Origin of the sequence: Bacillus sp. FJAT-53060, assembly GCF_037104745.1 — a bacterium.
Taxonomy (GTDB): domain Bacteria; phylum Bacillota; class Bacilli; order Bacillales; family Bacillaceae; genus Bacillus; species Bacillus stratosphericus_B.
The window spans coordinates 131293-156883 of the sequence record NZ_JBAWSW010000001.1 but is presented as its reverse complement, the minus strand read 5'-3'; the positions used below and the strand labels follow the sequence as shown (position 1 = coordinate 156883).

The 25591-nt window shown below is 41.0% G+C and carries 30 protein-coding genes; all 30 read left to right on the top strand.

The window, feature by feature from the left end; genetic code table 11:
- Positions 1 to 11: 11 nt before the first annotated feature.
- The 30 genes from fliG to tsf all read left to right on the top strand — a co-directional run bounded on the left by fliG (position 12) and on the right by tsf (position 25520).
- The gene (gene fliG, locus WAX46_RS00875) at positions 12 to 1028 is read left to right on the top strand and encodes a flagellar motor switch protein FliG (RefSeq protein WP_226566412.1); all 1017 of its coding nucleotides are present in this window, start codon (positions 12 to 14) and stop codon (positions 1026 to 1028) included.
- Positions 1021 to 1785: a flagellar assembly protein FliH gene (fliH, locus tag WAX46_RS00870; protein ID WP_226566411.1), complete on the top strand. Its 765-nt coding sequence runs from the start codon at positions 1021 to 1023 to the stop codon at positions 1783 to 1785. Before fliG ends, fliH begins: the two co-directional genes overlap by 8 nt.
- The gene (gene fliI, locus WAX46_RS00865) at positions 1782 to 3098 is read left to right on the top strand and encodes a flagellar protein export ATPase FliI (protein ID WP_336493205.1); all 1317 of its coding nucleotides are present in this window, start codon (positions 1782 to 1784) and stop codon (positions 3096 to 3098) included. Before fliH ends, fliI begins: the two co-directional genes overlap by 4 nt.
- A gap of 8 nt (positions 3099 to 3106) precedes the next feature.
- Positions 3107 to 3550 carry a flagellar export protein FliJ gene (fliJ, locus tag WAX46_RS00860; RefSeq protein WP_226566441.1) on the top strand — a complete coding sequence of 148 codons (444 nt, stop codon included), beginning with the start codon at positions 3107 to 3109 and terminating at the stop codon, positions 3548 to 3550.
- A gap of 12 nt (positions 3551 to 3562) precedes the next feature.
- Entirely contained in the window at positions 3563 to 4237 is a 675-nt protein-coding gene (locus WAX46_RS00855; protein ID WP_226566409.1) for a MotE family protein, read from the top strand.
- Positions 4238 to 5554, top strand: coding sequence for a flagellar hook-length control protein FliK (locus WAX46_RS00850; RefSeq protein ID WP_336493204.1), 1317 nt, complete (start codon positions 4238 to 4240; stop codon positions 5552 to 5554). It begins immediately after the preceding gene.
- A complete protein-coding gene (gene flgD, locus WAX46_RS00845; protein WP_226566407.1) occupies positions 5554 to 5997 on the top strand; it encodes a flagellar hook assembly protein FlgD in 444 nt (147 codons plus the stop codon). The genes WAX46_RS00850 and flgD overlap by 1 nt, the downstream gene beginning before the upstream one ends.
- 21 nt (positions 5998 to 6018) lie before the next feature.
- Complete coding sequence (gene flgG / locus WAX46_RS00840) at positions 6019 to 6810, top strand: flagellar basal body rod protein FlgG (protein WP_226566406.1); 792 nt, start codon at positions 6019 to 6021, stop codon at positions 6808 to 6810.
- 36 nt (positions 6811 to 6846) lie between these two features.
- Entirely contained in the window at positions 6847 to 7062 is a 216-nt protein-coding gene (locus tag WAX46_RS00835) for a flagellar FlbD family protein (protein ID WP_336493203.1), read from the top strand.
- Positions 7059 to 7487 carry a flagellar basal body-associated protein FliL gene (gene fliL, locus WAX46_RS00830; RefSeq protein WP_226566404.1) on the top strand — a complete coding sequence of 143 codons (429 nt, stop codon included), beginning with the start codon at positions 7059 to 7061 and terminating at the stop codon, positions 7485 to 7487. The genes WAX46_RS00835 and fliL overlap by 4 nt, the downstream gene beginning before the upstream one ends.
- A gap of 32 nt (positions 7488 to 7519) precedes the next feature.
- Positions 7520 to 8506 carry a flagellar motor switch protein FliM gene (fliM, locus tag WAX46_RS00825; RefSeq protein ID WP_226566403.1) on the top strand — a complete coding sequence of 329 codons (987 nt, stop codon included), beginning with the start codon at positions 7520 to 7522 and terminating at the stop codon, positions 8504 to 8506.
- Position 8507: 1 nt separating this feature from the next.
- Positions 8508 to 9632, top strand: coding sequence for a flagellar motor switch phosphatase FliY (gene fliY, locus WAX46_RS00820; RefSeq protein WP_226566402.1), 1125 nt, complete (start codon positions 8508 to 8510; stop codon positions 9630 to 9632).
- Positions 9633 to 9659: 27 nt separating this feature from the next.
- Positions 9660 to 10022, top strand: coding sequence for a response regulator (locus WAX46_RS00815; RefSeq protein ID WP_226566401.1), 363 nt, complete (start codon positions 9660 to 9662; stop codon positions 10020 to 10022).
- Between the two features lie 18 nt (positions 10023 to 10040).
- Positions 10041 to 10700, top strand: coding sequence for a flagella biosynthesis regulatory protein FliZ (gene fliZ / locus WAX46_RS00810; protein ID WP_442895646.1), 660 nt, complete (start codon positions 10041 to 10043; stop codon positions 10698 to 10700).
- Positions 10693 to 11358 (top strand): flagellar type III secretion system pore protein FliP, encoded by a 666-nt coding sequence (gene fliP, locus WAX46_RS00805; protein WP_226566399.1) that lies wholly within the window; start codon positions 10693 to 10695, stop codon positions 11356 to 11358. The genes fliZ and fliP overlap by 8 nt, the downstream gene beginning before the upstream one ends.
- Positions 11359 to 11374: 16 nt before the next feature.
- Complete coding sequence (gene fliQ / locus WAX46_RS00800; protein ID WP_099680563.1) at positions 11375 to 11644, top strand: flagellar biosynthesis protein FliQ; 270 nt, start codon at positions 11375 to 11377, stop codon at positions 11642 to 11644.
- 3 nt (positions 11645 to 11647) lie between these two features.
- Positions 11648 to 12430, top strand: coding sequence for a flagellar biosynthetic protein FliR (gene fliR / locus WAX46_RS00795; protein ID WP_226566398.1), 783 nt, complete (start codon positions 11648 to 11650; stop codon positions 12428 to 12430).
- Positions 12427 to 13515: a flagellar biosynthesis protein FlhB gene (gene flhB / locus WAX46_RS00790; RefSeq protein ID WP_336493202.1), complete on the top strand. Its 1089-nt coding sequence runs from the start codon at positions 12427 to 12429 to the stop codon at positions 13513 to 13515. The genes fliR and flhB overlap by 4 nt, the downstream gene beginning before the upstream one ends.
- A 29-nt stretch (positions 13516 to 13544) precedes the next feature.
- Complete coding sequence (gene flhA, locus WAX46_RS00785) at positions 13545 to 15578, top strand: flagellar biosynthesis protein FlhA (RefSeq protein WP_336493201.1); 2034 nt, start codon at positions 13545 to 13547, stop codon at positions 15576 to 15578.
- Positions 15578 to 16693 (top strand): flagellar biosynthesis protein FlhF, encoded by a 1116-nt coding sequence (flhF, locus tag WAX46_RS00780; RefSeq protein ID WP_226566395.1) that lies wholly within the window; start codon positions 15578 to 15580, stop codon positions 16691 to 16693. The genes flhA and flhF overlap by 1 nt, the downstream gene beginning before the upstream one ends.
- The gene (locus WAX46_RS00775; RefSeq protein ID WP_226566394.1) at positions 16690 to 17595 is read left to right on the top strand and encodes a MinD/ParA family protein; all 906 of its coding nucleotides are present in this window, start codon (positions 16690 to 16692) and stop codon (positions 17593 to 17595) included. Before flhF ends, WAX46_RS00775 begins: the two co-directional genes overlap by 4 nt.
- Positions 17592 to 18665, top strand: coding sequence for a protein-glutamate methylesterase/protein-glutamine glutaminase (locus WAX46_RS00770; RefSeq protein ID WP_226566393.1), 1074 nt, complete (start codon positions 17592 to 17594; stop codon positions 18663 to 18665). Before WAX46_RS00775 ends, WAX46_RS00770 begins: the two co-directional genes overlap by 4 nt.
- A 5-nt stretch (positions 18666 to 18670) precedes the next feature.
- Complete coding sequence (locus WAX46_RS00765) at positions 18671 to 20689, top strand: chemotaxis protein CheA (protein ID WP_226566440.1); 2019 nt, start codon at positions 18671 to 18673, stop codon at positions 20687 to 20689.
- Between the two features lie 24 nt (positions 20690 to 20713).
- A complete protein-coding gene (locus WAX46_RS00760) occupies positions 20714 to 21166 on the top strand; it encodes a chemotaxis protein CheW (RefSeq protein ID WP_226566392.1) in 453 nt (150 codons plus the stop codon).
- A 12-nt stretch (positions 21167 to 21178) separates the two neighbouring features.
- On the top strand, positions 21179 to 21805 hold the full coding sequence (locus WAX46_RS00755; protein WP_226566391.1) for a chemotaxis protein CheC: 627 nt from the start codon (positions 21179 to 21181) through the stop codon (positions 21803 to 21805).
- On the top strand, positions 21805 to 22305 hold the full coding sequence (locus WAX46_RS00750; RefSeq protein ID WP_336493200.1) for a chemotaxis protein CheD: 501 nt from the start codon (positions 21805 to 21807) through the stop codon (positions 22303 to 22305). Before WAX46_RS00755 ends, WAX46_RS00750 begins: the two co-directional genes overlap by 1 nt.
- A gap of 24 nt (positions 22306 to 22329) precedes the next feature.
- On the top strand, positions 22330 to 23097 hold the full coding sequence (locus tag WAX46_RS00745) for a FliA/WhiG family RNA polymerase sigma factor (protein WP_226566389.1): 768 nt from the start codon (positions 22330 to 22332) through the stop codon (positions 23095 to 23097).
- Positions 23098 to 23118: 21 nt separating this feature from the next.
- Entirely contained in the window at positions 23119 to 23658 is a 540-nt protein-coding gene (locus WAX46_RS00740; RefSeq protein WP_336493199.1) for a Swarming motility protein SwrB, read from the top strand.
- A 154-nt stretch (positions 23659 to 23812) separates the two neighbouring features.
- Positions 23813 to 24547, top strand: a complete 735-nt coding sequence (gene rpsB, locus WAX46_RS00735) for a 30S ribosomal protein S2 (RefSeq protein ID WP_226566387.1) — start codon at positions 23813 to 23815, stop codon at positions 24545 to 24547.
- 91 nt (positions 24548 to 24638) lie between these two features.
- Positions 24639 to 25520, top strand: coding sequence for a translation elongation factor Ts (gene tsf, locus WAX46_RS00730; RefSeq protein WP_336493198.1), 882 nt, complete (start codon positions 24639 to 24641; stop codon positions 25518 to 25520).
- Positions 25521 to 25591 lie beyond the last annotated feature (71 nt).

Here is a 25591-nt window from a genome sequence, read left to right as displayed (position 1 = left end):
GAGGAATACACATGTCGAGAAAAGATCCAAATCGACTAACAGGCAGACAAAAAGCAGCAATCCTAATGATTTCCTTAGGACTAGACGTGTCAGCTTCTGTATACAAACATCTGTCTGAAGACGAAATAGAAAAATTAACATTAGAAATTTCCAATGTAAGAAGTGTAGATACTGCTAAAAAAGATGAAATCATCGAAGAGTTTCACAATATTGCCATCGCGCAGGACTACATATCACAAGGCGGTCTTATGTACGCAAGACAAGTACTTGAAAAAGCACTCGGTGAGGACAAAGCGGAAAGCATCTTAAACCGATTGACATCCTCGCTGCAAGTAAAACCATTTGATTTTGCAAGAAAAGCTGATTCAGAGCAAATTTTAAACTTTATTCAGCATGAGCATCCACAAACCATTGCGCTCATTCTTTCCTACTTAGATCCAGTACAGGCTGGTCAAATCTTATCTGAGTTGAGTGAGGAAGTCCAAACAGAGGTTGCGAGACGAATTGCTTTAATGGACCGCACATCTCCAGAGATCATCAATGAGGTGGAACGCATTCTTGAACAAAAGCTTTCTTCAACGTTTACGCAAGACTATACCCAAACGGGTGGGATCGAAGCGGTGGTGGAAGTGTTAAATGGTGTAGACCGTGCGACGGAGAAGACCATTTTAGACACACTTGAAATTCAAGACCCTGAGCTAGCTGATGAAATTAAGAAACGTATGTTTGTCTTTGAGGATATTGTTACTCTTGATAGCAGAGCGATTCAGCGCGTGATCAGAGATGTTGAAAATGATGACTTATTGCTCGCTCTCAAAGTGGCTAGCGAAGAGGTCAAAGAAATTGTCTTCCGTAATATGTCTCAGCGGATGGTCGAAACATTCAAAGAAGAAATGGAGTTTATGGGACCTGTCCGGCTTAGAGATGTCGAGGAAGCGCAAACCCGTATTGTCAGCATCGTGAGACGACTCGAGGAAGCTGGAGAAATCGTCATAGCTCGAGGCGGAGGAGACGATATTATTGTCTAGGATTATCAAACATGAAACATCTGTTATTCCTGAACAAGGACGGCAAACGATTCCTTTACAGCAAGTAGAGTTCAAAAGAGAACATCATAAAGAAGAGCTGTTCAATGAAACAGAAGCATCACAGCTTATGCTAAGTGATGCAGAAGATCAAGCAATCCGTATTTTAGAACAAGCAAACAGTGAGTTAGAACAAACAATGGCTGAAATCGATCAGCGACGAGCCGATTTTGAAGCAGAAAGAATCCAGCTCATTGAAGATGCGAAACAAACAGGCTATCAAGAAGGCTTCCAAAAGGGGGAAGCAGATGCGAATGTGCAGTACCAATCTATTCTTAATCAAGCGAATGAAATTGTCAGCCTTGCGAAGCAGGACTATGAAGCAAAAATTGAAAGCTCTGCTGAAGAGATTGTGGAACTGGCCTTTGAACTCGCTAAACGAGTTTGGTATGCAGCTGAGGATACAAAAGATCAATTTTTGACTCTTGTGAAGCAGGTTATTTCAGAAGTGAAAGAATATGACGATATTTCCATCTATGTCGATCCTGAACATTACGAGCATGTCATGGCATATAAAGATGAATTGATTAGAATCATTCAAAAGGATACACATCTTGCCTTTTATTTGGATGAAAAAGCGCCAAAAGGTACTTGTTACGTAGAAACAAGCTTTGGAAAAGTGGAAGCGAGTGTTGATACACAAATGAATCAGTTAAAAGAAAAATTATTAGAAGTGATTGATTCAGGTGATCACAAATGAACTTGGATGTGTTAAAAGAAACGATTGAAACAGCCGATCCTTACAAACGATTTGGTAAAGTCAATCGAGTTGTTGGGCTGATGATCGAGTCCAAGGGGCCAGAGAGTTCTATCGGAGATGTGTGCCTCATTCATAAAAAGGGCAGTAAACATCATCCGATTAAAGCAGAGGTCGTTGGTTTTAGAGAAGAAAACATTCTGCTTATGCCTTATGTTGAAGCATCTAAAATTTCGCCAGGCAGTCTTGTTGAAGCGACAGGTGAGTCGTTAAAGGTCAAAGTAGGGACTGGTTTAATTGGTGAAGTCATTGATGCGTTTGGAGACCCGCTGGACGGCAGTATACTTCCAAAAGGACTTGCACCTGTTTCGACAGATCAATCTCCCCCAAACCCGATGGACAGGCCGCCTATTCGAGAAAAGATGGGCGTTGGTGTCAGAGTAATCGACAGTCTGCTCACAGTTGGAACTGGGCAAAGGATCGGGATTTTTGCTGGAAGTGGTGTTGGGAAAAGTACCCTAATGGGAATGATTGCAAAACAGACAGAGGCCGACCTAAATGTTATTGCACTTGTTGGAGAGCGTGGCCGTGAAGTTCGTGAGTTTATCGAAAAGGATTTAGGTGCTGAAGGACTTAAGCGATCGATAGTTGTCGTCGCAACCTCTGACCAGCCCGCACTGACGAGACTAAAAGCAGCCTATACAGCGACAGCCATTGCCGAATACTTCAGAGACAGAGGGAAAAATGTCATGTTTATGATGGATTCTGTCACAAGGGTCGCCATGGCCCAAAGGGAAATAGGTCTTGCAACTGGCGAACCGCCAACTACAAAAGGATTTACACCTTCAGTGTTCGCTATACTGCCTAAATTGCTTGAACGAACTGGAACAAATCAGCTTGGTTCCATCACTGCGTTTTACACAGTCCTTGTTGATGGTGACGATATGAATGAGCCGATCGCTGATACAGTCAGGGGGATCCTAGATGGCCACATTGTACTTGATCGTGCGTTAGCCAACAAAGGACAATTTCCCGCTGTCAATATTCTGAAAAGTATTAGCCGTGTCATGAACAATATAGCAAGTCATGATCACAAGGAAGCGGCCAACTGGTTCCGTCAGCTTTTATCCACTTATCAAAACGCTGAAGACCTCATTAACATTGGAGCATATAAAAAAGGCTCCTCTAAAGATATTGATGAGGCCATGCAGGCTTATCCTCATCTGATTTCATTTTTGAAGCAGGATGTAGAAGAGGCTGTCTCTATAGAAGAAAGTGTGAGTTTATTGCTCAGTTTGATGAATAGAGAGGATTGACAAATACAGTGAGATATCAATACAAATTTCAAAAACTCTTAGAACTGAAAGAAAGTGAAAAAGACAAATCACTCGCAGCGTATCAACAATCCGTATCGGCATTTGAACAAGCCGCTGAAAAACTCTATGAAAATATGAGTAAAAAAGAGCTGATAGAAAAAAGTAAAGAAGAAAAGCTGAGAAGTGGGATGAGTGTCCAAGAAATGCGTCATTACCAGCAATTTGTGACCAACTTAGATAACACCATTCAGCATTATCAGCAACTTGTGATCATGAAACGTCATCAAATGAATGAAAAACAATCTGATTTAACTGAAAAAAATATTGAGTTTAAAAAGTTTGAAAAAATGAAAGAAAAGCAATTTGCAAAGTTTTCCCTTGAACATAAGGCAATTGAAATGAAAGAAATGGATGATATCACTATCAACCAATTCATGTTTCAAGGACATTAGGAGTCGAGATGAATGCCTCAGAAAGAAAAAACGAAGGAATCAAGCGACGGTAAATTTCAATGGATTTTGTTTATTGTGATCATCCCATTGGTTGTGTTTGTGATTGTGACAGGCACAATCCTTTATATGGCAGGTTTTGATCTAAAGAGACCACTCCAAAACATTCCAGTGATTAGTAACTTGGTTGGTTCAGATAACAGCTCAAAAATGCCATCTTCACATATTGATCAACGTGATGAAGAGCTGAAACAATTGAAAGAGACCATTAAAGAGCAAAAGAATAAACTCGAAATTGCACAAAAAGACTTGAAAACAAGTGATGAAGAGATTAAAAGACTGAATCAAAAAATCCGTTCACTTGAAAAAACATCTGAGAATGAAACTGATAATACGTCAGCAAATGGCAGTTCATCCAACAGTTCGTCAAGCAATAATTCAGCGGGCACATCCTCTTATACTGCGGCGTCTTTAAAAGGGAAGATTGCCAGCATTTATGAAAGTATGGATGCTAGAAAATCTTCCAAGATTCTATCAGAACTAAGTGATGAAGAGGCTTTGGAGATTCTTGAGGAGCTTAGTAAAAATAAGCTGACGGACATTTTATCAAAACTAACACCTCAGAAGGCAGCAACGTTTACAAAAGAGCTTGCCAAAAAAGAAGAAAGTGAAAATGGGGGTGGGCAATAAGTGAAGCTATTGGATATTGGAGCCTTACAGCAATCTTCTCAAAGTCTTTCTGGACTGAAGGGAGGCAGCGCATCTTCTGCACGCGGTTTGTTTAAACAATTGCTTAGTGGTGCAGGGGCTCAAAGCAGCCAAGTCAATTCTCAGCCAGCGGAATTCTCTCTTTCTATCAACGATGCGATGCAAATCATTGAAAAATGGATGCAATCACCTGAAGAAGGGATCGATGGAGATCTTCTTGGAGCGCTTCAAATGCTTCAAGGTCAAAAGCTCGATGCATCTGAACTACAGTCACTTGAAGAGTTATTTCAAAAAATGGAATTAACCATTTATGGTGATCAAGCTAATAAACCAGATGCTGAACATAGTGAACAGCTCATACAAGTCCACTTTTTGTTATATCAATTGCTTAACCAACAACCGCTCAGCTCTGATGCGAAACTTGTGCAGGATATTCAAGAAAAAGGTGAAGAATTCATCCGTTTTCTTTGGAAAAACGGGGCAGATGAGAAGCTCATTCAACAAGTAAAAGAGCAGTTCTTCTCGCAGGGATCAGCATCAAAGCTGAACTCTATGTCCCAAAGTGAACTGAAACACTTTAACCAGTTAATCCACCATATGATGGCGAATGCGAAAGGGTCAGACAAAGAGTGGAAAATTTCCATAGGAGAGTTAAAAGAATTAGTCTCTCCAAGGCAATCTTCCCTCTCGTCTAAAGCAAAAGGTGCTGAATTACTTGAATGGCTCCCAAAAAAAGAAGTCGTCAAGGGACAAAGTATAGCTGCACCTGCTTCTGAAAAAAAAATGACCCATACGCTTCTCCAAGGTGATAAGCAGTTTTTTCAACTGCAATCAGCTGCTCCTGTGCAGCATATGCAAACAACTGATGAAAAACCAGGTACGGTTGATCAGCAAATTCTAAACACTTGGAAGCAAATGAAGTTTACGCCGTTCGGCAAATCAAGTGGACGCTTTACAGTTCGATTAAATCCAGAAAATCTTGGATTTATTACCATTCAACTAACGAAACAAAACGGTGTGTATGCGAGCAAAATTACAGCCTCGACGCAGGCAGCAAAAGAGCTGTTAGAGCAGCATCTGCCACAGTTGAAACAGGCACTTCCGAATATGTCGGTTCAAGTGGAGCGTTTCCATATACCGCTTCAATCAAATGAACAGCCGTTATTTGGACAGTTTAGTGAAGAAGACAAGCAGCAGTCAAAAGGACAGAGTTTTCAGCAGCCTGATAAACAGGAAGCGGAATTCCAAGATGTACTGGATGCTCTTGTTGGGTCAGATGATGAAGAGGAGGAGATCTAATGGCAACCGTTGATCCTACAATTAGACCAAACACAGCAGCGGACACTTCTCCAAGTGCAGCAAATAAAAATGACACGCTCGGTCGAGATCAGTTCTTGAAAATATTGCTTACTCAACTACAAAACCAAGATCCGACAAACCCAATTGATGACCGTGAGTTTGTCACGCAGCTTGCAACATTTGCTTCTTTAGAGCAGCAAATGAATATGAACGAATCAATCACCCAGCTGAATATGGTCATGTCTACATTTGTTGCACACCAAGATCCTTTTAATACGTATGTAGGCTGGATTGGTAAAGAAGTAGAGGGCAAACAAGATGATAAAGAGATATCGGGCACTGTGAAGTCTGTGAAAAACATAGATAATGAATACTTCTTATATCTAGAGGATGGAACGAAAATCAGCCCTTGGGACGTTACAACTGTTGGAGAAAAATCGTAAACAAATCGAGGAGGAAAATAAATGTTACGCTCACTATACTCAGGAATTAGCGGAATGAAAAACTTCCAAACAAAATTAGATATCGTGGCCAATAATGTGGCAAACGTTAATACACACGGATACAAAAAGAGCCGTATCACCTTTAAAGATATGGTAAGTCAAACGATTGCAAGTGCTGGTGGACCAACAAACAATTCTGGTTCGATCAACTCAAAACAGGTAGGTTTAGGGTCATCTCTATCATCTATTGACAAAATTATGTCACCAGGTTCTGCTCAAAATACTGATGACCCGTATGATTTCTACATCAATGGTGATGGCTTCTTCCGTATCGAAAGGCAAGGAGAAATTCTTTATACAAGAACAGGGAACTTCAAGCCTGATTCAGAAGGAAATTTGGTCACACCTGATGGAAACTACCTGCTTGGAATGGATGGTCAAAAAATTACTATTCCAGAAGGTGTTTCAAGTGTAAGTGTTGGGCCAGACGGGACGATTTCGGTTGTTGAGAACAATGAAGCGAGAATCGTTGGACAGGTATCACTCGTTTCTTTCAGTAACGCAGCAGGGTTAGACAAAGCCGGTGACAATCTTTACCGACAAACGTTAAGCTCAGGTGCACCAAGCGATCCTATTGTACCTGGTGAACAAGGAACTGGTGTGATTCAAACAGGTAGACTTGAAATGTCAAATGTTGATTTAACAGACGAGTTTACAGAAATGATCATCGGGCAGCGTGGATTCCAAGCGAATGCAAAGACAATTACAACCGCTGATGAAATTCTGCAAGAGCTTGTGAATCTGAAACGATAGGAGGTAGGGGGAGCGTTTATCGCTTCTCTGCTTATTATGATTGAAGTGACAAGATTAAATGGCAAAGGGTTTATGATTAACGCTCTCCATATCGAGCAAATCGAAAGCTTTCCAGACACGACTATTACATTAGCCAATGGAAAGAAATTCGTTGTGAAAGAAGATGAAGAGCAGCTCCAAGAAAAGATTATTTCTTTCTACAGAAAAATCCAAGTCATTTCATTGAATCAAGGAATAGAGGAATTTGAATGAAGAAGAAATTAGTCGTAGTAATGCTAATCATGATTATTGCCATTGTCGGAATTGGAGGAGGCGTCTTTTTTCTGCTGAATGGGTCAGACAAAGCAAAAGCAGAAAAAGAGCCTACAGCAGATGAAGTCGTAAAAGCTTCTGTTGAAATTCCTGAGATTATCACAAATTTAAAATCTGAAGGAAATGCTGTCAAACTTGTACTAAATATTGAAACGGATTCTGAAAAAGCAAAAGAAGAGCTTGAAAAAAGAAGTTTCCAAGTAAAAGATGCCGTGATTGACATTTTATCAGAGACGAATGCTGAGGAACTTGATGGTAAAAAAGGTAGAGAACAATTTAAAACACAAGTCAAAAATAAAGTGAACAACTATTTGCAAGATGGCAAGGTGAAAGAAGTTTATATAACCTCCTTTAATCTGCAATAGAGGCGATTAATTGACACGATGGAGGTGAAGAAATGTCAGGAGAAGTGCTTTCCCAGAATGAGATCGATGCATTATTATCAGCCATATCTACAGGCGAAATGGATGCAGAAGAGCTGAAAAAAGAAGAAACGATGAAAAAAGTGAAGGTGTATGACTTCAAACGTGCACTGCGTTTTTCAAAAGACCAGATTCGAAGTTTAACAAGGATTCACGATAACTTCGCTAGACTACTCACCACTCACTTTTCAACGCAGCTAAGATCATATATTCAAATTTCTGTCAGCTCGGTTGATCAAGTACCTTACGAAGAATTTATTCGTTCGATTCCTAATATGACGTTATTAAACTTATTTTACGTTAGCCCGCTTGAAGGAAGAATCATGCTTGAAGTGAACCCAACAATCGGTTATGCCATGATGGACAGGCTGATGGGCGGGATTGGGATTAGTCATAATAAGACAGAATCACTTACAGAAATAGAAACAAAGATAATCTCAAACATGTTTGAGGGAGCTTTGGAAAATTACAGAGAAGCGTGGCAGTCCATAACCGACATCGAGCCAGAAATGGCAGATTTTGAGGTAAATCCCCAGTTTGTTCAAATGGTGTCACCAAACGAAACAGTTGTCGTCATTTCGCTTAATACACAGATTGGTGAGGTGAGCGGGGTTATCAACCTATGTATTCCTCACGTTGTATTAGAGCCAATCATTCCGAAGCTGTCTGTACACTACTGGATGCAGTCTGAACGAAATGAACCGAAACAAGAAGAAACGAAGGCCATTGAAAAACAGATTATGACGGCCAAAATACCGGTAGTCGCAGAGCTTGGACAATCGGAAATGACGGTGGAAGAGTTTTTGAATTTGGAAATTGGTGATTGTATTGCCTTGGACAAACCAGTAAACGCGCCTCTTACTGTTATGGTCGGAAATAAACCGAAATTCTTGGGACAGGCCGGCCGCATGAATCGGAAACAGGCGATTCAAATTCTAGATCACGACATAAGAGGTGAATAATATGGATAAAAATGGAAGTAAATTATCACAAGATGAAATCGATGCACTCCTTAAAGGAGGCAGCAATGACGATATAGAGCCTGATACAGTCCTTTCTGCAATGGAGCAAGATGCCATTGGAGAAATCGGAAATATTTCATTTGGTAGCTCTGCAACAGCACTTTCAACTCTATTAAATCAAAAAGTGGAGATTACAACTCCAACTGTCTCAGTGATTCAAAAAAGCAAGTTGAATGAGGAGTTTCCTCATCCGTATGTCGCTATTGAAGTGAATTATACTGAAGGCTTTAGTGCAAGTAACCTGCTCGTCATCCAACAAACAGATGCGGCAGTCATTGCAGACTTAATGATGGGCGGAGATGGAACAAATGCTGACCCTTCTTTAAGTGAAATTCACTTAAGTGCAGTGCAAGAAGCCATGAACCAAATGATGGGTTCTGCAGCGACATCTATGTCTACAGTCTTTAACAAAAAGGTTGACATTTCTCCTCCAAGCGTCGAATTACTCGATTTCAAAGAAGGAGAAGGCACAGAGCGCATTCCAGCTGAAAAAATGCTTGTCAAAGTATCCTTCAGATTAAAAATAGGTGAACTCATAGATTCAAATATTATGCAGCTTTACACTATTACATTTGCGAAGGATTTGATCGCAGAATTAACAGATCCGACACCAGAAGAAGAACTAGTTCAAGAAACGCCACAGAGCGCATCTGAACCTCAGCAGGCAGCTCCGTTAACACAGTCTGCTCCTGCACAGCAAGCTGCACCTCCAAAAAGACAAGCGAAGCCAAATCCAGCAGAACCTGTAAATGTGACGCCAGTTGAATTTGAAGCATTCAATGAGCCTCAGCATACAACGAGTCAGCTAGGAAATCTTGAAATGCTGATGGATATTCCGCTTTCCATTACGGTGGAACTTGGAAGAACGCAGCGCAGTGTGAAAGAAGTACTTGAGCTTTCAGCTGGAAGTATCATTGAACTGGACAAACTTGCGGGTGAGCCAGTAGACATTTTGGTGAACAAACGAATCGTCGCCAAAGGTGAAGTCGTTGTCATTGATGAGAACTTTGGTGTTCGTGTAACTGACATTTTAAGTCAGTCGGAAAGACTTTCTAATTTAACATAAACAAACATATAGGGAGAGAATAAGTAAATGGCTACTAAGGTATTAATCGTAGATGATGCTGCTTTCATGAGAATGATGATCAAGGATATTCTTGTAAAAAACGGATTTGATGTAGTAGGAGAAGCAGAAAACGGCACACAAGCTGTTGAAAAATATAAAGAAACATCTCCAGATCTTGTCACGATGGATATCACAATGCCAGAAATGGATGGGATTACAGCGCTAAAAGAAATTAAACAAATTGATGCTTCTGCAAAGATCATCATGTGCTCTGCGATGGGACAGCAATCAATGGTCATTGATGCCATTCAAGCAGGTGCAAAAGACTTTATCGTGAAGCCGTTCCAGGCAGACCGCGTACTTGAAGCAATTAATAAAACGTTGGGCTAAAAAAGGGTGTAAGACTTGTTGAAAAAACGTTTGATATGTATAGCAATGATCAGTTTTATGCTTTTCTTGATGATTCAGCCTGCGTCACTGCTCGCTGAATCGAACGATCCTGAAAACGGCACAGTGAATGACTGGCTAAAAGGAGAGAAAGAAAGCAAAAAGGATACAGAAAAGAAAACCACTGACAATCAAACGAATCCGACAGAAGAAGTTCCCTCTTCTTCTGTCTCCATTATGGATTTTGTCAAAATGATTGGTGCCTTACTTTTTGTCATCCTGCTCATTTATGGATTGGTGAGATTTGTTGGTAAACAAAACCGCCTACTCAAACCATTCCTCTATGTTGAAAATATTGGCGGGACCACGGTCGGCCAAAACCGTTCGGTCCAGCTTATCAAAGTGGGCAAACGAGTATTGGTTGTCGGCGTAGCAGACTCGATTCAGCTTCTAAAAGAAATTGATGATGAACAAGAATGTGAAGCGATTGTGAAACAATATGAAGAAGCGATGGAAAGCAAAACAGATTTACCAAAGATCGTTCAAAAATTCACATCGCAGGTGAAGAAGCATGAACAACCAACCACTTCTTCTTTTTCAGCTAATTTAAAGGCGCAGCTAGCCGAATTGAAAAAGACCCAATCAGAAGTCAGAAAGAAAGGCCCGAAACAAAATGAATGAGTTTATCGATTTATTTAATTCCAGCGGTGCAGGAAATATTAGCACGTCTGTCCGTCTTCTTTTACTTTTGACCGTATTTTCGGTTGCACCAGGCATTCTCATTTTAATGACATGTTTTACTCGGATCGTGATTGTTCTCTCGTTCGTCAGAACATCACTTGCAACCAACTCAATGCCGCCGAACCAAGTGCTTGTTGGACTTGCTTTGTTTCTCACATTCTTTATTATGGCACCCACGTTCTCAGAGATTAATAAAGAGGCACTTACGCCGCTTTTAAATGATGACATTACGTTAAATCAAGCGTATGAAAAAGCTGAAGTGCCAATCAAAGAGTTTATGAGTAAACATACGAGGCAGAAAGACTTGGCTTTATTTCTTAGTTACGCAAAAATGGATACACCTGAATCGATTAAGGATATTCCGTTAACGACAATGGTACCAGCTTTTGCAATTTCAGAATTAAAGACGGCATTTCAAATTGGTTTCATGATCTTTATTCCATTTTTAATTATTGACATGGTGGTTGCAAGTGTCCTGATGTCAATGGGGATGATGATGCTTCCACCGGTTATGATATCGCTCCCTTTTAAAATATTGTTATTTGTTTTAGTCGATGGATGGTACTTGATTGTTAAATCTTTGCTGCAAAGCTTTTAGAGTAGGTGCTTAAAACATGAGTTCAGAATTTGTCATTACGATGGCTGAAAGATCAGTATATGTTGTATTGCTTATTAGCGGGCCGCTTCTAGCGCTCGCGCTAATTGTGGGGCTGATTGTCAGTGTGTTTCAGGCGACAACCCAAATTCAAGAACAGACGCTTGCGTTTATTCCTAAGATTGTTGCAGTGCTCATTGGCCTTGTTGTGTTTGGTCCTTGGATGCTTTCAACAATTGTGTCCTTTACGACAGAGCTGTTCTCGAATTTAGATCGATTTGCAGGTTAAAGAATGATGTCAATTATAGAATTATTCCCTGCTTTTCTTCTTGTTTTTATTCGAATTACTGCTTTCTTTGTGACAGTACCGCTTTTAGCGCATAGAACAATACCTGCTGTTCACCGAATTGGATTCTCACTTTTTCTGGCTGTCATCAGTTTTAGCACAATTAAAGAACCGCCAGCACTTGACATAGACGGTCTTTATATGATGCTTGCGGTGAAAGAAGCAATAGTCGGGCTCCTTCTTGGGCTGATTGCATATATCATGGTGACAGCTGTTCAAATTGCCGGCTCATTCATTGATTTTCAAATGGGTTTTGCGATCGCCAATATTATTGATCCGCAAACAGGGGCGCAAACACCTCTGATGGGGCAATTTTTTTATACGGTCACACTGCTGCTGATGCTTGCGACTAATGCACATCACCTGTTGCTAGATGGTATATATTACAGCTTTCAATATATTGAAGTTGATCAGTACGCGCTGAATTTCGGCAGTGAATCCTTTGCCTACTTTATTTCAAAGAGCTTCAACCAAATGTTCATCATTGCCTTTCAAATCTCAGCACCTGTTGTAGCAAGTTTGTTTTTAGTCGATCTCGCATTAGGGATTGTGGCACGTACAGTTCCACAAATAAACGTATTTGTTGTCGGACTTCCTATTAAAATGGGTGTGAGTTTTATTATGATCATCATCTGTATGGGTGTGATCTTTGGTGTCGTCCAAAATACATTTGAAACGATTGTGCTTACCATGAGGGATTTCCTAGCATTGGTCGGTGGTTCGTCATGATGACAAAGCTTAGACTTGACTTGCAATTTTTCGCAGGTGAAAAAACAGAAAAAGCAACGCCAAAAAAGAGACAGGATTCACGAAAAAAAGGGCAGGTTGCCAAAAGTACCGACGTCAATACAGCCATCTCATTTCTATTAATCTTTTTATCATTCTTTTTTATTGGGCCTTTTATGAAAGAGCGTATTATTGCGCTCATTGAACGTTTTTATTCAACAAAAATGCTAATGAAAATTAGCACATCTAATATTCATCAACTATTCTTGGAATTGCTTCAAGAAACAGGACTCCTCCTTATGCCGATTCTTGGTGTTGGTATGCTGGCAGGGGTGCTCAGTAACTATTTACAAGTTGGGTTTCTCTTTTCGACAGAAGTGATCAAACCGAAATTAGAAAAGCTCGATCCAATTAAAGGATTTAAACGTATATACAGTATTCGAGCACTCGTAGAGCTGTTGAAATCCATTTTGAAAATTGGTTTTGTTGGTTTTGCGACATTTATAGCACTATGGATGCACTTTGATGAAATCTTGCGGCTTCCTTTATTAACAGCGGAGGAAACGCTCCATTTCGTTGCAAATATGACCTTGATTATGGGGTTATATGCAGCAGGTGCTCTTCTGATCTTAGCATGGCTTGATTACATGTATCAGAAATTTGATTATGAAAAAAACTTACGGATGTCCAAGCAAGACATCAAAGATGAGTATAAAAAATCAGAGGGTGACCCGCTCATAAAATCAAAAATTAAACAGCGCCAGCGGGAAATGGCCATGAGACGGATGATGCAGGAAGTCCCAAAAGCGGACGTCATCATTACAAACCCGACCCACTACTCAATTGCTTTGAAATATGACGAAGAAAAGATGGACGCCCCCTTTGTTGTGGCAAAGGGAACAGATATTTTGGCTTTGAAAATTAGAACGATTGCGAAAGAGCACGATGTCATGACTGTAGAGAACCGGCCGCTCGCACGCGCTCTCTATGATCAAGTCGACATCGATCAGGGGGTGCCGGAAGAATACTTTAAGGCCATCGCTGAAATTTTAGCTTACGTATATAAAACGAAACAAAAGATGTTATGAATTTTTGGTTTTAAAAGGAGAGAACAGGCATGTCAGCAAGAGATTTATCTGTTTTATTCAGTGTTATTTTAATCGTGGCGATGCTGGTCATACCGTTTCCGCCAATTCTATTAAGTATTTTAATCATTATTAATATTTCTCTTGCGCTTATCGTGCTTCTCACCACAATGAACATGCAAGAACCGCTGCAATTTTCCATATTTCCATCATTGCTTTTGCTCTTAACTTTGTTTCGCTTAGGGCTTAACATCTCTACAACACGTTCTATTTTATCAACAGGAGATGCTGGGAAGGTTGTGGAAACGTTTGGTTCATTTGTTGTTGGAGGAAATGTACTTGTTGGTCTAGTTGTCTTCCTGATTCTGATCATCATTCAGTTTATCGTTATCACCAAAGGAGCTGAGCGTGTATCAGAGGTTGCCGCAAGGTTTACGCTTGACGCGATGCCAGGGAAACAAATGAGTATTGATGCAGATTTAAATGCAGGAATGCTGACAGAAAGTGAAGCAAGAAATCGCCGTGAAAAAGTAGCGAGAGAGGCAGACTTTTATGGAGCGATGGATGGTGCAAGTAAGTTCGTCAAAGGGGATGCCATCGCAGGTATTATCATCGTCATAATCAATATTATTTTTGGAATCATTATTGGGATGCTCCAGCAAGGAATGTCAATTCAAGAATCAGCTTCCCACTTTACCCTTTTAACGGTTGGGGACGGAATTGTTTCACAAATTCCGGCACTCCTTATTTCAACAGCAACAGGGATTGTTGTCACGAGGGCTGCATCTAACGGAAACCTTGGTTCAGATATTACTGGACAGTTGTTTGCTTTTCCGACCATGCTTTACGTCACAGCAGGAACGATTTTCCTTCTCGGCGTATTTACACCAATTGGCGTGCTTTTGACTGGACCAATCGCAGGATTCCTTGCACTTGGTGCATATATGATGTCAAAAAACAAACAGGATCAAGAAGAAATCGAAGAGGTGCTGGAGGAACAGGCCGAGGTAGAGGAGATGAAAAGTCCAGAAAGTGTTATTCACCTCCTGCAAATGGATGCCATTGAATTTGAATTTGGCTACGGTTTGATCCCACTCGCTGATGCAAATCAGGGCGGTGATCTCTTAGACCGAATTGTCATGATCCGAAGGCAGTTGGCCCTCGAATTAGGTCTTGTCATTCCAGTAGTACGGATTCGAGACAACATTGCGCTTAATCCAAATGAATACCGGTTGAAAATTAAAGGGAACGAAGTGGCAAAAGGTGAGCTATTGCTTGATCATTACTTAGCCATGTCCCCAACGCCTGATGATGATCCAATTGAAGGAATTGAAACAATCGAACCATCCTTTCGTCTACCGGCAAAATGGATATCAGAAGCAGAAAAAGATCAGGCAGAAATGCTTGGCTATACGGTCGTGGACCCAGCTTCTGTTGTGTCTACTCACATCACAGAAAAGATTAGGCAAAATACACACGATCTGCTCGGACGACAAGAAACAAAGCAATTAATCGATCATCTAAAAGAAAGTTACCCTGTCTTAGTGGATGAGATAACACCAAATCCGCTAGCGGTCGGTGATATCCAAAAAGTGCTTGCAAAGCTGCTCAAAGAAAAGGTCTCCATCCGAAACCTTGTCACCATTTTTGAGACGCTTGCAGACTATGGAAAACTAACGACTGATACAGATTTGTTAACAGAGTATGTCAGACAGTCGCTAGCAAGACAGATAACCGCACAATATGCAAGGGAGAATGAATTATTGAAAGTCGTGACATGCTCAGGTCGAGTCGAAAAGGTCATTGCTGACAGCGTACAGCAAACAGAGCATGGAAACTACTTATCGTTAGATCCAGAATCCTCTGAAAGTGTGATTCAATCAGTGGCTAAAGAAATTGAACAACTTTCGCTTCGTCAGGAAACGCCGGTTCTATTATGCTCTCCTCCTATTAGAATGTACGTCAAGCAGTTGTTAGAAAGGTATTTCCCAGATTTACCGGTACTATCTTATAACGAACTAGAAGCAAATGTAGAAGTACAGAGCATCGGAGTGGTGGATATCTAATGAAAATGAAAAAAATCACAGCGAATTCTATGCAGGAGGCGACAATTCAAATCAGGCAGCAGCTCGGTAAGAATGCCGTCATTTTAAATTCAAAAACCGTTGTCAAACGAAAGCTGTTTGGTTTAAAGAAACAACAAATGGTAGAGGTCATTGCGGTGCTAGATCAAGATTTTGAAGAAAGAGCTGGTAAAGGGCTAAGCTCAGTGCCTCCTGCACCAGTTTTACCGAAAAAGGAACTAATTGAAAAGCCGGTACAAGAGCCATCTTATGCTGTTGAGGCAATCAAAGCGGCGCCTTCTAAATCTCACCATTTAGATTATGCAAGGAACGAGCGCCATGTTGGAATGTTGCCTGATTCACTCATGGCGATTGATCAAAAGCTGAAGGATCAAGGACTTGATGATGCGACCCGAGATCAATGCTTAAAAGGTCTTTTAACAAAGGGTGCTGTCAAGGAAGACCAAATTAAAAAAGAACTAGAAAAACTGCTCACAGACATGCTACCAACTCACACCTCAGATGAGCCGACAATTCGTTCGAGATACATTGTGCTGTTTGGATCAACTGGGGCTGGTAAGACGACAACCATTGCAAAGCTGGCTGCTAAAACGGCCATTCAGCAGCAAAAGAAAATCGCTTTTATTACAACGGATACGTACCGAATTGCCGCGATCGAACAACTGAAAACATATGCTGAATTGCTAAAGGCGCCGCTTGAGGTTTGTTATTCAAGAGAAGATTTTGTCAAAGCGCAGCAGCTCTTTAAAGATTATGATCATATTTTCGTCGACACAGCAGGTCGTAACTTTAAAGAAGAAGCATATATCAAAGAGCTGACAGCTATTATTCCATTTGACGAAACCATTCAAAGTTTTCTCGTCATGAGTGCAACCTCGAAGTATCAGGACATGAAAGCCATAGTTAAACGTTTTGCGCACATTCCAATTCATCAATTCATTTTTACAAAAGTAGATGAAACAGACACGATGGGGACGATCTTTCACATCATGGTAGAATCCCAAATTGGGCTTGGCTTTTTAACAAATGGCCAAAATGTGCCTGAGGATATTCTCGAGAGCTCTCCCCTTGATTTAACAAGGATGGTTTTACAATGATGAAGCCTGACCAAGCGGAAGGTTTAAGAAAACTTGTTCAGCAAAGTCAGACGATAACGCCGATGCCTCTTCGTTCTAGCGGACAAGCGAAAACCATTGCAGTCATGAGCGGTAAAGGCGGGGTGGGCAAATCGAATTTGACGCTGAATATGGCGCTCTCTATCGCAAATACAGGCAAGCAAGTGCTCGTTATCGACCTTGATTTTGGCATGGGGAATATTGATATTTTATTAGGGAAAACGTCGATTAGCTCCATATTCGATCTTCTCGTCAGGAAGACACCCTTTCAAGCGGCCATAACAAAAGGAACTGACAACCTTTATTACATTTCTGGCGGAAGCGGGCTCGAACAGTTGTTTTCTTTAGATAAGGATCAATGGTCATTCTTTCTAGAGGAGATGGAGAGGATGATGTGCGATTTCGATTGTATATTCTTTGATATGGGTGCAGGCTTGTCAAAAGATCAACTGCCTTTTGTTTTATCAGCAGGAGAAGTGGTGGTCGTGACAACGCCGGAACCAACTTCCATCATGGATGCCTACAGCGCGATTAAACATTTAGCCATTCATCAGTTTGAACAGTCTGTGCACATTATCGTCAACCGGTGTAAAACTCCGTCGGAAGGGTCTGAAACCTACCGGAAATTAGCAGGAGTAGTCACATCATTTCTTCATAGAAAGCTTATTTTTGCTGGGGCTGTACCCGATGATCCTGCGGTTCCTAAGGCCGTAGCTGAACAGATCCCATTTTATATCATGCAGCCTCATTCAAGACTGAGTAAAACCATTAAGATGCTGGCAGAAACACTTTATCATCAGCAGATAAGAGAGTCACGGAGAGAGCAGCATACGTTTATAGATAAGTTGTCCTCTTTTTTTAAAAGGAGGAAGGTGGACTCATGATTAGAGTGCTTGTAGTAGATGACTCGGCCTTTATACGAAAGCTCATTAGTGATTTTCTAAGTGCCGAGCAAGAAATTGAAGTCGTAGGAACGGCGCGTAATGGGGAAGATGCCTTAAAGAGGATCAAGGAATTGAATCCAGATGTTGTCACATTAGACGTGGAAATGCCTGTTTTAAATGGAACAGAAGCATTAAAGCAAATGCTGGCTGATCACGACCTTGCTGTGATTATGGTGTCAAGCCAGACAAAGCAAGGGAAGGATTTAACCATCCATTGCTTAGAACTCGGTGCTTTTGACTTTGTCACAAAGCCTTCAGGAAGTATTTCGCTCGATTTACACAAAGTAAGAGGCCAAATTGTAGAGCGGGTACTTGCGGCAGGCCTGTCTAGGAAACGCACTGAGAAACAGGTTTCTCCTAAGCTAGTCATCAAGCCGCCAAGTCCAGTAGCTGCTACACGTCTACAAGAAGTCAAAAGCGGCTCACTCCAAAAGATTATTTCAATCGGAACATCTACTGGAGGACCAAGGGCGCTTCAAAGAGTTGTAACGAAGCTTCCAAAGGACATAAAGGCGCCAATTTTGATTGTGCAGCATATGCCGGCAGGATTTACGGCATCACTTGCTACTAGGTTGGACCATTTATCACAAATTACGATTAAAGAAGCACAAGATGGAGACATCGTTAAAAATGGAGTGGCTTACATAGCTCCTGGTGGAATGAATATGTCACTTCATGAACAAGGGATGACTTTAGTGATCAGGCTGTCCTCAGAGGACACTTACAGCCGCCACAAACCTTCTGTTAACTATTTATTTGAATCCATCAGTAACATAAAAGGTTATGAGAAGATTGCTGTCATTATGACAGGGATGGGTAGTGACGGTACAGAAGGTGTCAAAAAAATGGTCGCAAGCGGTCATACAAAAGTCATTGCAGAAAAAGAAGAATCATGTGTTGTTTTCGGAATGCCTAAATCAGTCATTAAAGCAGGCCTTGCACATGAAACAAGGCATGTGGATGATATCGCACATGCAATTATAAGCTCCATGAATAAAGAGAGGGCGTGAATATGTTGGATGTAAACCAATACTTAGATATCTTTTTAGATGAAAGCAGAGAACACTTACAAACTTGTAATGAAAAACTTCTTGAATTAGAAAAGAACCCAACTGACTTGCAGCTAGTAAATGATATATTCAGAGCGGCTCATACATTGAAAGGCATGAGTGCAACGATGGGCTTTGATGATATGGCTCAGTTAACGCATCACTTAGAAAACATGTTTGATGCCATCCGGACTGAACAAATGATTGTCACTCCCGAGTCAATGGACACGATGTTTGAAGCACTCGATCATCTTGAAGCAATGGTTCAATCTATTGCAGAAGGCGGAGATGGTAAACGTGATGTCACAGAGATTAGTAAAAAGTTAGATGTGACAGGAAGCCATGCAGAGGCAGCATTAGCTGATGCATCAGCTAATGCTGTTAACGACTTGAATTATAATGAATTTGAGCGAACGGTTCTTGATGAAGCCAGAGAACAAGGCTTCAAATGCTATGAGCTGACAGTGACATTAAGCGACGCATGCTTATTAAAAGCGGTTCGTGTCTATATGATTTTTGAAAGATTGAATGAAGCAGGCGAGGTCGTCAAAACGGTCCCGAATGCAGAACTTTTAGAATCAGAAGATTTTGAATCTGAATTTAGCATTTCTTGTCTATCTAAACAGCCGATGGATGAAGTGAAAAAAATCGTGACGGCGATCTCAGAGGTTGAAAATGTTGAAATCTCTGAAGTTTCTGCATTTGAAGAAACTGCCGCTGCTGAAAAACAAAAAGCAAAACCTGAACAGAAAAAAGAAGAAGCATCCATCCCTGCTGCTAAAGCACTAGCAAACGATGTACCAAAAGCAAATGGCAATAACGGTGCAGCTCCCGGCGGGACAAAAACAATTCGTGTCAACATCGATCGTCTGGACTCTCTCATGAATCTATTTGAAGAACTCGTCATTGATAGAGGGCGTTTAGAACAGATTGCCAAAGAGCTTGAAAACAACGAACTTACCGATACAGTGGAAAGAATGACACGTATTTCTGGCGACCTGCAATCGATCATCCTGAACATGAGAATGGTACCTGTAGAAACTGTGTTTAACCGGTTTCCGCGTATGATCCGTCAATTGACGAAAGAGCTCAATAAAAAAATTGAACTCATCATTGAAGGCGCTGAGACAGAGCTTGATCGAACAGTCATCGACGAGATTGGAGATCCGCTTTTACACTTACTTAGAAACAGTCTAGATCATGGCATTGAATCGCCAGAAGAACGTGTGAAAAAAGGCAAGCCAGAAAAAGGAACAGTCCTATTAAAGGCTTATCATAGCGGAAACCACGTCTTCATCGAGGTAGAAGATGATGGTGGTGGAATTAACCGTAAAAAGGTGCTTGAAAAAGCATTAGAGCGCGGCGTTATTACCGAAAGAGAAGTGGAAACCCTTGAAGATCATCAAATTGATTCACTGATCTTTGCAGCAGGATTCTCTACAGCTGATACGATTTCTGACATTTCAGGCCGTGGTGTAGGACTTGATGTCGTGAAAAACAAGCTAGAATCATTAGGTGGCTCTGTGAGCATTAACTCAACAGAAGGACAAGGCTCATTGTTCTCTATCCAGCTTCCACTCACATTATCGATTATCTCCGTTCTTCTTGTAAAACTGGAAGAGGAGACATTTGCGATTCCGATTTCTTCTATTATTGAGACGGCTGTGATTAAGAAAAGCGACATCCTTCAAACGCATGATCGTGAAGTCATTGACTTCCGCGGATTTATCGTACCAGTTGTATACTTGAAGAAACAGTTCCACGTACCAAATGCGAATGAATTAGAGGAAGAACTGCACATCATCGTTGTCCGTAAAGGAGATAAACTGACAGCATTTGTGGTCGATTCATTTATTGGTCAGCAAGAGGTTGTATTGAAATCACTAGGAGATTATTTACCAAACGTATTTGCGATATCAGGCGCAACAATCCTAGGTGACGGTCAGGTTGCACTCATCGTTGACTGTAATGCAATGATCAAGTAAAAAACAATAGAGGAGCGGTCTGAAATGAGTACAGATATCAAAACTGGTGAAAAGATGATTGTGTTTATCGTAAACAAAAAAGAATACGCCATTTCAGTATCAGAAGTAAAGTCCATTGAAAAATGGCAGCAGCCGACAAGAGTTCCTGGCGTTGCCCCTTATATATGTGGTGTCATTAATCTGCGCGGTGTGGTAACTCCTGTCATTGACCTCAGAGTCAGACTTGGATCAACTGAAAACGAGATTACGGATGAAACAAGAATGATTATTGTTTCCGTGGGTGACATTGAGGTCGGCTGGATTGTTGATGAGGCAAACGATGTCATCACGGTAAATCAGGAAGAGGTAGAATCTTCTCCTGATTCTGAAAAAGAAGGGCAATCATGGGTGACAGGCATCATTAAGCATGACCAGCGTCTATTTAATATCATTCATGCTGGTGCGGTCCTCGATAAGAATATTGCGCCTGTTCATTAAGGGGGATGTGAAATGAGCATTTTCAGTGAAATTAAAGATGAACAGCTAGATGTATTGAGAGAGGTTGGGAATATAGGGGCAGGCCACGCAGCGTCTGCTCTAGCCAACCTATTAAATCGTAAAATCGATATGGCTGTTCCTTTTGTTAAGGTTCTCTCGTTTGAAGATCTAATGGATTTCCTTGGCGGTGCAGATCTTCCAGTTGCAAGCATTTTTCTGCGAATGGAAGGAGATATATCCGGTTCTATCTTTTTTATTATGCCGTTTGAGCAAGCAGAGCAATTTGTGAGAGAGCTTGTACAGGATCCGGCATTTGATATTGATACCATTCATGAGCATGTACTTGGGACGTCCGCATTGCATGAATTAGGAAATATTTTAGCAGGCTCTTATTTATCCGCCCTTGCAGATTTGACAAAATTGCAGCTTTATCCAAGTGTTCCAGATGTCACTCTTGACATGTTTGGGGCTGTGATTAGTGAAGGGCTAATGCAGTTCAGTCCTCTTGGGGATCAGGCGATTGTGATTGATACATCGATTTTTGATGATCAAAATAAGCAAGAGCTGAAAGGAAATATGTTTCTATTACCAGACTTTGAATCGTTTGACAAACTGTTCAAAGCATTAGGTAACCTATAATGAACGTGCAGATTCCGGTAGTTGTAAAGGTTGGTATAGCGGATGTTCAGCTTGTCAAATCACCAGATCGCATTCGGACATCCGGTCTTGGTTCTTGCGTAGGACTTGTGCTGTTTGACCAAGAGAAAAAGCTGGCAGGTCTTGTCCATGTCATGCTTCCTGACTCATCTCTTGCAAAAGGGGCAGTGGAGAACTTGGCCAAATATGCAGATACAGGTGTCAAGCATACAATTGATCTGCTCTTAAAAGAAGGAGCGCGCAAACATGCGCTAAAGGCGAAACTCGCTGGTGGAGCGGAAATGTTTAAGTTTAAGTCAACCAATGATCTGATGAGAATTGGACCTAGAAACGTATCAGCTGTGAAAGAACATTTGTCTCTTCACCATATCCCGATCATTAGTGAGGACATGGGCGGTAACAATGGCCGTACGATTGAATTCGATCCGCTTACGACAGAGCTTGAGATCCGTACTGTGAAGCAAGGGATTATGAAGATATAACTAAGGAAGTATAGGGGGAGAAAGATGCAATCCTTAAATTACGAAGATCAGGCGCTATGGGCTAGATGGAAAGAGTGGAAGGACCCAGCTGCTGGAGATGATCTTATGCGCCGCTATATGCCGCTCGTCACATATCATGTTGGAAGAATTTCCATCGGTCTCCCGAAGTCAGTGCATAAAGAAGACTTGATCAGTCTAGGGATGCTCGGTTTATATGATGCCCTTGAAAAATTTGACCCCGGAAGAGATCTGAAGTTTGATACATACGCATCCTTCAGAATTCGCGGGGCCATCATCGACGGTCTTCGTAAAGAGGACTGGCTGCCTCGTACATCAAGAGAAAAAACAAAAAAAGTAGAAGCGGCTATTGAAAAACTTGAACAGCGTTATTTACGAAATGTGACGCCAACGGAGGTTGCCAAGGAGCTAGGCATGAGTGAACAGGATGTTGTTACAACCATGAATGAAGGCTTCTTTGCGAATTTGCTCTCAATTGACGAGAAGTTGCATGATCAAGAAGACGGAGAAAACGTCCAAGTCATGATTCGGGACGAAAAGTCTGTGACACCTGAAGAGAAAATGCTAAAAGACGAATTGATCAAACAGCTTGCTGAAAAAATCACAGAGCTTTCGGAAAAAGAAAAGCTTGTGATTAGTCTTTTCTATACAGAGGAATTGACATTAACGGAAATCGGTCAAGTGCTTAACTTATCCACCTCCCGCATTTCCCAGATTCATTCAAAGGCATTGTTCAAGCTTAAGCATTTGCTTGATAAAGCCATTCAATCTTAAAGAGTTAGTGAGTGAAAAAATATGTTATGGCTGATCAGCTTCATGCTTCATGCTGCACTTATTTATTTTGTGATTATTTTATACACGAGAATGAATTCGCTGAAGGCAACCGAACAAAAACAGCGAGAGCTACTTGAAGAAACGGAAAATACATTGGCTGCATTTTTAATGGAAGTCAAAGAAGAGAATGACAAACTATCAAAAGCTGCAGCTGCTTCCCCTGATTTTTTTGATGAAGAGCTGATGTCGGATCTTCAGACACCAAAGCAACCACAACCACCAACTGAATCCCAGCGATTGATAGAAAGTGAAGATCCAGTCCCAGAGCATCTGTCGGCTCTTCTTAGCGAAGTTGAGGTGCAGGAAGAGAAGGTAAATGAACCCGTTCCAAGTCTTGAAACAGAAGCTGCTGCACCTTCTGAAAGTGAAATAGAAGAAACATTTCAAGAACAAGTGAAAGCTTTATATGATCAAGGGCTGACACTAGAAGAAATAGCGAAAGAACTAAAAACTGGTAAGACAGAAATCGAGCTTTTATTGAAATTTAGCGGAAAGCTGTAAAGGATTCTTGATTGTCAGTCCATCATGTGTTATATTATTTCTTGGTGTTAAATACACACGCTTGATGATTCATATGAAGGTGCTGCCGTGGCGCAGTTTTATGTGGACATGATTTAAGCGGAGGAAAAAAACCATTATATTAGGAGGCAACAAAATGTCAGTTATTTCTATGAAGCAATTGCTAGAAGCTGGTGTTCACTTCGGTCACCAAACACGCCGTTGGAACCCAAAAATGAAGCGTTACATCTTTACAGAGCGTAACGGTATCTACATCATCGATCTTCAAAAAACGGTGAAAAAAGTAGAGGAAGCTTACAACTTCACGAAAAACCTTGCTGCTGACGGAGGAAAAATCCTTTTCGTTGGTACGAAAAAACAAGCACAAGATTCAGTGAAAGAAGAAGCAATCCGTTCTGGTATGTTCTATGTAAACCAACGCTGGCTTGGGGGAACGTTAACAAACTTTGAAACAATCCAAAAACGTATCAAGCGTTTAAAAGATATTGAAAAAATGCAAGAAAACGGCACATTCGAAGTTCTCCCTAAGAAAGAAGTCGTTCAACTGAAAAAAGAATTAGAGCGTCTTGAGAAATTCTTAGGCGGAATCAAAGACATGAAGAGTCTTCCAGATGCACTTTTCATTATCGACCCTCGTAAAGAGCGCATTGCAGTTGCAGAAGCTCGTAAACTAAATATCCCAATCATCGGTATCGTTGACACAAACTGTGATCCAGATGAAATTGATGTTGTGATCCCTGCAAACGATGATGCAATCCGTGCTGTAAAACTTCTAACTGCTAAAATGGCAGATGCGATTCTTGAGTCTAAACAAGGCGAAGAAGAAGCTGTTGTAGGAGAAACGACAGAAACTGAAACAACAACTGCGTAACCTATTCAAAAGGTGATAAGAGGGAAATGCCTTTTATCACCTTTTTTTCACCTATTAATCCGTGTTTTAACATAGAAGGAGGAAATGTAAAATGGCAATTACTGCTCAATTAGTAAAAGAACTGCGTCAAAAAACTGGTGCAGGTATGATGGACTGTAAAAAAGCGTTAACAGAAACTGGTGGTGACATCGACAAAGCAATCGATCTTCTAAGAGAAAAAGGAATCGCAAAAGCTGCGAAAAAAGCAGATCGTATTGCGGCAGAAGGATTAACTCTTATCAAAACTGACGGCAACACAGGCGTCATCCTTGAAGTGAACTCTGAGACTGATTTCGTTGCGAAAAACGAAGGATTCCAAACACTTCTTAACGAACTTGCTGATCATTTACTTGCTGCTAAACCTGCAACAATTGAAGAAGCTCATGCCTCTAAAATGGAAAATGGTTCAACAGTTGAAGAGCATATCACATCTGCAATTGCGAAAATCGGAGAGAAAATCACTCTACGTCGTTTCTCTCTCATCACGAAAGAAGATAACGCTGCATTTGGTTCTTACTTGCACATGGGCGGACGCATCGGTGTATTAACTGTTCTTAACGGAACAACTGATGAAGAGATTGCAAGAGACATTGCAATGCACGTTGCTGCTGTAAATCCTAAATACATTTCTCGTGACCAAGTGTCTGAAGAAGAAGCAAACCGTGAGCGCGAAGTATTAACGCAGCAAGCGCTTCAAGAAGGAAAGCCTGAAAACATCGTAGCTAAAATGGTGGAAGGCCGTCTAAACAAATTCTTCGAAGAAATTTGCTTACTTGACCAAGCTTTCGTTAAAAACCCAGATGAAAAAGTGAAACAAGTTGTAGGTGCGAAAAACGCAACTGTTCAAACTTACGTTCGCTATGAAGTGGGTGAAGGAATCGAAAAGCGTCAAGACAACTTTGCTGAAGAAGTCATGAGCCAAGTGAAAAAGTAATGTTTGAAAAGCTCTCTGGGGCTTTTTTAGGGAGCACAAGCACTGTGTTCCCTATTTTTTAGAGGATATTG